The 6852-nt window shown below is 60.0% G+C and carries 6 protein-coding genes and 1 pseudogene; 3 read left to right on the top strand and 4 right to left on the bottom strand.

The genetic code is table 11. From position 1 onward, the window contains the following. Both EN939_RS15355 and EN939_RS15360 read right to left on the bottom strand, forming a co-directional pair. Window positions 1–155, bottom strand: a 155-nt coding sequence (locus tag EN939_RS15355; protein WP_127268670.1) for a DUF1223 domain-containing protein, incomplete at its 3' end; no start/stop codon positions are given. A 147-nt stretch (window positions 156–302) separates the two neighbouring features. Continuing rightward, window positions 303–1355 (bottom strand): TadE/TadG family type IV pilus assembly protein, encoded by a 1053-nt coding sequence (locus EN939_RS15360; RefSeq protein ID WP_127268671.1) that lies wholly within the window; start codon window positions 1353–1355, stop codon window positions 303–305. A gap of 259 nt (window positions 1356–1614) precedes the next feature. Here EN939_RS15360 and lepA point away from each other — a divergent pair, with 259 nt between their 5' ends. Continuing rightward, on the top strand, window positions 1615–3420 hold the full coding sequence (gene lepA, locus EN939_RS15365) for a translation elongation factor 4 (protein WP_127268672.1): 1806 nt from the start codon (window positions 1615–1617) through the stop codon (window positions 3418–3420). Between the two features lie 50 nt (window positions 3421–3470). Here lepA and EN939_RS15370 read toward each other — a convergent pair whose 3' ends face one another. Then, a complete protein-coding gene (locus tag EN939_RS15370; RefSeq protein ID WP_127268673.1) occupies window positions 3471–3887 on the bottom strand; it encodes a hypothetical protein in 417 nt (138 codons plus the stop codon). Window positions 3888–4284: 397 nt separating this feature from the next. Between EN939_RS15370 and EN939_RS15375 the strand changes: the two genes are divergently transcribed. Then, on the top strand, window positions 4285–5127 hold the full coding sequence (locus tag EN939_RS15375; protein ID WP_127268674.1) for a hypothetical protein: 843 nt from the start codon (window positions 4285–4287) through the stop codon (window positions 5125–5127). 361 nt (window positions 5128–5488) lie between these two features. Continuing rightward, window positions 5489–6001, top strand: coding sequence for a hypothetical protein (locus tag EN939_RS38065; protein WP_164748708.1), 513 nt, complete (start codon window positions 5489–5491; stop codon window positions 5999–6001). A gap of 425 nt (window positions 6002–6426) precedes the next feature. Here EN939_RS38065 and EN939_RS15390 read toward each other — a convergent pair. Next, window positions 6427–6852: pseudogene (locus EN939_RS15390) on the bottom strand (ABC transporter substrate-binding protein); the annotation flags it as partial.

Genomic DNA, 6852 nt, shown 5'->3' on the forward strand with positions numbered 1-6852 from the left:
ACCCTGATCAGATTGGCGTTGGCTGGCGGGCAGGACGAGCAGCCCTGGCTGGTGAACAGCTCGACCACGCTGAGCGGCTGGGCGGCCGCCGCACCGAGCGACACCGCCAGCGCAAGCGCCGAGAGGCTGGACACTGTGACGAACTTGCGGGACATCGGCTTGCTCCGTGGGCGGCGGCGCCTGGATGCACCGCTGATATCCCCACTTCGCCGCTGTCGGCGCCTTCGTTACAGCGCTCACCGGTTTGTGATCGCTAGCGTTCTTCCTTCTCCCGCAAGGGGAGAAGGCAAGAAGAGCAGCTTCTACTGCGTCAGCCGCGTGTTGTTGGGCCGCTTGTTGAAGTCGCACTTGCCGGTGACGTTGTAGAAGAAGTCGGCGTTGCTGACGGGCGCCGGGACCTTGTTGCCGCCGTCTTCCCAGGCCTGGTAGGCTGTCGATCCACAAGGAACGAGGCCAAAGATATCGACGATCTGGCCGGTCGCCATTTCGGCCGGGGGGATGTCCTTGCTTGTCGAGCTATAGAGCCGGTTGGACGTGGCCGGATCGTTCGAATAGAGGTTTTGCGGATTGCCAGATGGGACGTTCATCTGCAGATAGAGGCCAGCCATCTGGCTGACGTCGATTGAGGCACCGGCGGTGTTGCCGGCAGCCATCGTGTCGACGCAGTAATATTTCGTGCCAAACTGGTCGGTGTTCAGCGTCACCCCGTCAGGCGCCTTTTTGCCGACCTTGCAAACCTGCGTTTGGGCCACCGTGGCGACGCCCAGACTGTCGATCTTGCTGACGGTGGTGGTGCCGTACCCTTTGGGATCCGTGCCCCCGCCGTATTTGTAATCGATCGTCATCAGAGGCTTGCCCTCCTTCGCACCGAACATCGTGCCGTAGAGCGTCATTGTCTTGTTCCAGTAACCCGACACCCCGCTGACCTTGAAGGTCGCCTCCACCAAAGCTGGCGCCTTGTTCACCGCCGACGTGACGCCGATCGCCACCGTAGGGATCCTGGCCATCTGCATGAACACGGTCTTCATGGCGAAACTCGCGGTGGCCTGCGCGGTGGCGGTGCCGTTGGCGCTGACGTCGAAGCTGTTCAGCGTCGCAGTGCCCTGTCCGCCGTTTTCTTTGTAGGTATCCTGCAGCACCAACTGACGCTGCGGTTTCGTCGAGGCCGTGTCCATCGTGGTGATCGACAGGATCGCGGCGTCGAGTGCCGCCTGCTCGGTCGACCTGGTCTGGACCGCGGAGGTGTAGTCGACGGAAAAGCCGACCGCGGTGATCAGCGGTATCATGGCGAGAACAAGTATCGGTGCGAACGAGCCGCTCCGCGACTCGATAAAACTGCCTGCAAGCCCCCGCATGCCTTCGTCCTTACATCAGATATTTCCCTCCGCTAACATGCCGATCACAAATTATGCTCTAACGCGTGTGGTTAAAATTTATCGATTTTTCGAGGAATCCGGAGGAAAAGGCGACAAGCGCCCGCACCGCTTGCCCCGGCAGCCGCCTGCTCTGCTTTCGCGGCAGCGGCCGTACGGCTTGCCGGGCAGCGGGCCGCGCTACATGTGCGGCGGCAGCCTGCCGCTTGCTCGGGCAAGCCACCCCTGCTAAACGCGCGCCATGAGCACGCCCCTCGACCACATCCGCAATTTCTCCATCGTCGCGCATATCGACCATGGCAAATCCACGCTTGCCGACCGGCTGATCCAGCTGACCGGCGGACTGGAGCTGCGCGACATGAAGGAGCAGGTGCTGGACTCGATGGACATCGAGCGCGAGCGCGGCATCACCATCAAGGCGCAGACGGTGCGGCTGAAGTACCGCGCCAACAATGGCGAGGACTATATCCTCAACCTGATCGACACGCCCGGACACGTCGACTTCGCCTATGAAGTGTCGCGTTCGCTGGCCGCCTGCGAGGGTTCGCTGCTGGTGGTCGATGCCTCCCAGGGCGTCGAGGCGCAGACGCTGGCCAATGTCTACCAGGCGATCGACAACAACCACGAGATCGTCGTGGTGCTGAACAAGGTCGACCTGCCGGCCGCCGAGCCCGAGCGCATCCGCGAGCAGGTCGAGGAGGTGATCGGCATCGACGCTTCCAACGCCGTGCTGATCTCGGCCAAGACCGGTCTGGGCATTCCCGACGTGCTGGAAGCCATCGTCCACCAATTGCCGCCGCCGCGCGAAGGCGACGCGGCCGCGCCCTTGAAGGCGATGCTGGTCGACAGCTGGTACGACGCCTATCTCGGCGTCATCGTGCTGGTGCGCGTCATCGACGGCGTGCTGAAAAAAGGCCAGACCATCCGCATGATGGGCACCGGCGCCAAACATCTGGTCGAGCGCACCGGCGTGTTCACGCCGGCCCGCATCAATGTCGACGAGCTCGGCCCCGGCGAATTCGGCTTCTTCACCGGCTCGATCAAGGAAGTGGCCGACACCCGCGTCGGCGACACCATCACCGAGGACAAGCGCACCACGGCCAAGGCGCTGCCCGGCTTCAAGCCGGCGCAGCCGGTGGTGTTCTGCGGCCTGTTCCCGGTCGACGCCGCCGATTTCGAGGATCTGCGCGCCGCGGTCGGCAAATTGCGCCTCAACGACGCCAGCTTCTCCTTTGAAATGGAAACCAGCGCGGCACTCGGCTTCGGCTATCGCTGCGGCTTCCTTGGCCTCTTACATCTGGAAATCATCCAGGAGCGGCTGGAGCGCGAGTTCAACCTCGACCTGATCGCCACGGCACCCAGCGTCGTCTACCGGCTGGCTCTGACCGACGGCTCGATGAAGGAACTGCACAACCCGGCCGACATGCCCGACGTGGTGAAGATCTCGGCGATCGAGGAGCCGTGGATCCGCGCCACGATCCTGACCCCCGACGACTATCTCGGCGGCATATTGAAGCTCTGCCAGGACCGGCGCGGCATCCAGGCCGACCTGTCCTATGTCGGCAAGCGCGCCATGCTGATCTACGATCTGCCGCTCAACGAAGTCGTCTTCGATTTCTACGACCGGCTGAAGTCGATCTCCAAGGGCTACGCTTCGTTCGACTATCACCTCACCGACTACAAGGAGGGCGACCTCGTCAAGATGTCGATCCTGGTCAATGAAGAGCCGGTGGACGCGCTTTCCATGCTGGTGCACCGCACGGCGGCGGAAAAGCGCGGCCGGCAGATGTGCGAGAAGCTGAAGGAGCTGATCCCGAACCATCTGTTCAAGATCCCGATCCAGGCCGCCATCGGCGGCAAGGTCATCGCCCGCGAAACCATCTCGGCGCTGCGCAAGGACGTCACCGCCAAATGCTACGGCGGCGACGTCTCGCGCAAACGCAAGCTGCTGGACAAGCAGAAAGAAGGCAAGAAGCGGATGCGCCAGTTTGGGAAGGTCGATATCCCGCAGGAGGCGTTTATCCAGGCCTTGAAGATGGGCGATTGAGCGGGTTCGGCCTTTGGCCGAACGTATCGACCGGGTGGGTTCCCAGCTAACTAAGAGTGATCGCTCTCAGTCCTACCTTTGCCACTTCGAGATAGCATCTCTGTAAGCATCCCGTGTTGCCCCTTCACTAGCTGCGAGATATCCTTCTCAATTCTTTCAATTAAGAGTCGATCCTCTCTGCGAATCTCCTCTATCTTTGAGACAATCTCATCAAGATCAATCGCCAAAGAATTCCTTGACGGGTCGCTCTCGACGGATTGCATGTCGGCAGCATTTTCAAGTGTCGCGGCCACCCAGGCACTAATCTTCATTCCCTTTCGCTTGGCTGCTGCTCGAGCCTTGTCAACTACAGATGCATCCAAATTCTTGATCGTCCATTGCCGCAGTTCCTGGGAGGCGCTTCCGTCGCGCGCACCTTCGGCACCGCTTGCGCTTTGACCGAGCGCTGCAGTCTCCTGATAAGTCATAGCGAACTCCTCAACGTTCCCCGAAGTACCCCTTCGGGGGTCCCAATAAGGGACTTCAATCATATCCCAACGGATTTACTTGCTGGTTCATGATCAGGAATTAGGGTTAACACGCTATTAAACAACCCCTAAAAAGGGATAGCTGGCATGCGCGCGTGAAGGAGCCCCTTGTCATTTCCGTTCCCTGAGAATAAGTACCCATTTGTTCCTCCCTTGAATGAGGTACCAAGCGTCGTTTCCCTTGCCTGGGGGTACCCCAAATCACTCATGGATGATAGCGAGGCTATTAAACCCTAATTTTAGTGCGCCGCAACAGGAATTTTTTTCTCTCTGCACTTGTTGTTGGGGTACTTTTGGGTTACCCATCGACCTCATTTCCTCTTTTTGGGGAGCCGACATGGCAAGAACAGTTGCGGAATGGCAGATTACGGTCGATCGAGTGTTCGCCCGGTTCAAGGAGAATTATTTGAGCGTTTTGACGCTTGCCCCTTCTGATGCCAGGGCGGCTGTCGCGAAACTGAATGATATAAAAAAGGTGATGGTGTCGAGCGATCTCGGCAAGGCAGCATTTCGCCTCGATCGAAAAACTGCGACTCTTGAGCTGAGCTTGGCTGGGCTGAATCTCATCTGGGAAGCTGGGGAATCCAGAGATTTTCGTGACCTTGACATTGAAGATTTCTGCGAGACTGCGGTATCAATTTACCTGTTCCACGAAATGCAACACGTAGCACAGAGGATGGTGGATTTTGCCGATGTCCAGACGTTGAAGCAGACGGCTGGCCCTCACAAGCTGGGCGAACTCGATGTGATTGCCGATGCCGTCGCGGCGCAGATTTTCGCGACTCTGTATGCAGCAGATTTCGGCAATGATCGCAGGATCTATGCGTCTGCTTTTTTTAATGCGCTGCGGTTCATGATCGAATTTTGTTTCCCTGCCTTTGGCTTCCCTTTGGGAAAGAAGCACAAGGTCCAACGAGCCTTGGGAGTCGTCTTGATGGCTGTTCTCACAGAGCGAGCCATTCGGAATGGCGAGTGGGACGCGGAGTTTGATGCACCGCTTTATCCTGCTTTTTCGAAAAACTTCACTAAAATGGCCCTGCTCTCGTATGCCGGGAGCCCTTCTATTTCGATAGTGCAGTTTACCAAGTCCCTTAAAACAGGCTCCGTGAAAGAGATGCTCGAGTTGATTGACAGCGATCACATCGACAAGATTCTGGACCGCGCCCGGGAGTTGGTCTGAACTGCAGGCGAATTTACTGGCGCGCACACATGCATCTCTTTTGAGATCCAGCGTCTGCTGCCAGTCGGTTTCGAACAACTCGGCGGTTGGAATTTTATCGAGGTCGGTCCCCGCTTTCCGATTCACTCCATCCGCCATGTCTGTCCCGCCGAGATTCAAAACAGTACTGCCGGAAGACTCTTCCGGCACTGGGGCCGTCCATCGGTGCTGCGATCTTTAGCTGAAGGGGGCTGGCCATCAGCGCGCCGGGCAGGAAGGTGTTTGTACTGATAGGTTGGTGGCGCTCGGCCGTGTCGGCTTTGAGCTGTTCATGGTGCGGCGCCCAAGCGTATCGTACACCCAGCTTGGGGAGACACATCACATGCGCACCACATCAGACACCATCGCCTCTCTCGGCCTCGCCATCGGCGGCGCCTTCGGCCTTGCCGGCACCTTCGTCGCCAGCGCTCCGCTGCGCGAAACGCTCTGGACGATCGACGGCGCGGCGCTCGTGGTCGCCACCGCGCTGCTGACGATGAAATACCAGCGGCTGGGCAATGACTGCGTCGCTGCCGGGTTCCTGACCTTCCTGGCCGGAGAGACCCTGCTGATGGCGGGCAATGCGGCGGGGCTTGAGGCCAGCGTGCCTTCCTATGTCGGCGGCATCACGCTGTGGGCAGCAGCACTGGTCATGGTCAGCATGCCCAGGACATTTGCCCTGTGGATGCGGCTCACCGCGCTCGTGGCCGCCGTGCTGTTTGTCGTCTCGGCTTGCATGATCCTCTGGCGCGCGCCCTTGCTGCCGACCTCCGCGCCGTTGCCCGCCGCCGGCTATCCTTTCCTGGTGCTGACCTTTGTTGACTGGATCTGGACGCTGCTGAGGGCGGAGCGGTGAGCTTTTGTCCGCTTCCGTACCAAACGTCCGGCCTGGTTGATCGGGCATCAGCGGGGCGGTAGAAATTCCGGGCGGCGGACCTAGGTTCGCCAATGGCCGGCGCGGGCTCAGGCAACTGCCTCACCGGCATTCGCGCCGGCCATTTTCCACCCGCAGATGATCGCAGCGATCCACCGGCCAGCGCCGCACTTGAAGGAGCGCCGACGCTTCTTGCCTTCCCCCCCTTGTGGGGGAAGGTGGATCGGTGCGCAGCGCCGAGACGGATGAGGGGTGCGTGACGGAGTGAGGCGGTGAAGGTTCTGCTCTGGTTCAGATTCGTTTACTGTTGGCGTCTCGCCAAGCTGGAACACCCCTCATCCGTCTTGCCGCTTCGCGACAATCCACCTTCTCCCACAAGGGGAGAAGGTAAAGCGAACGTTGGCGCTTCAAGACTCAATCCACACCTTCTCGAAATGCTGTTCCAGCGCCTGGTGCTGTTCGCAGCCTTCGACGCCTTTGCGGTACGTCCGGTAGACCGAGCGCCAGTAGGGTTGGATGATGATGCCTGAATCGCGCAAATTCTGCTCGATCTTGGCCATGATCTCCTTGCGCGCCTTGGCGTCCGGCGTCGCCAGCGCCTTGTCGAGCAGCGTGTCGAATTCGGGATTGGCGTAGGCGCTCTCGTTCCAGGCGGCGCCGGATTTGTAGGCGAGCGCCAGCACCTGGACGCCGAGCGGGCGGCCGAGCCATTCGGTGCAGGAGAAGGGGTATTTGCTCCAGTCGTTCCAGAAAGTGGCGGCGGGCAGCACGGTGCGCTTGATCTTCAGGCCGGCGTCGCGCATCTGCGCGCCGATGGCGTCGCCGGCCTGAAG

This window comes from Mesorhizobium sp. M7A.F.Ca.CA.002.05.1.1, from assembly GCF_003998335.1.
Lineage (GTDB): Bacteria > Pseudomonadota > Alphaproteobacteria > Rhizobiales > Rhizobiaceae > Mesorhizobium.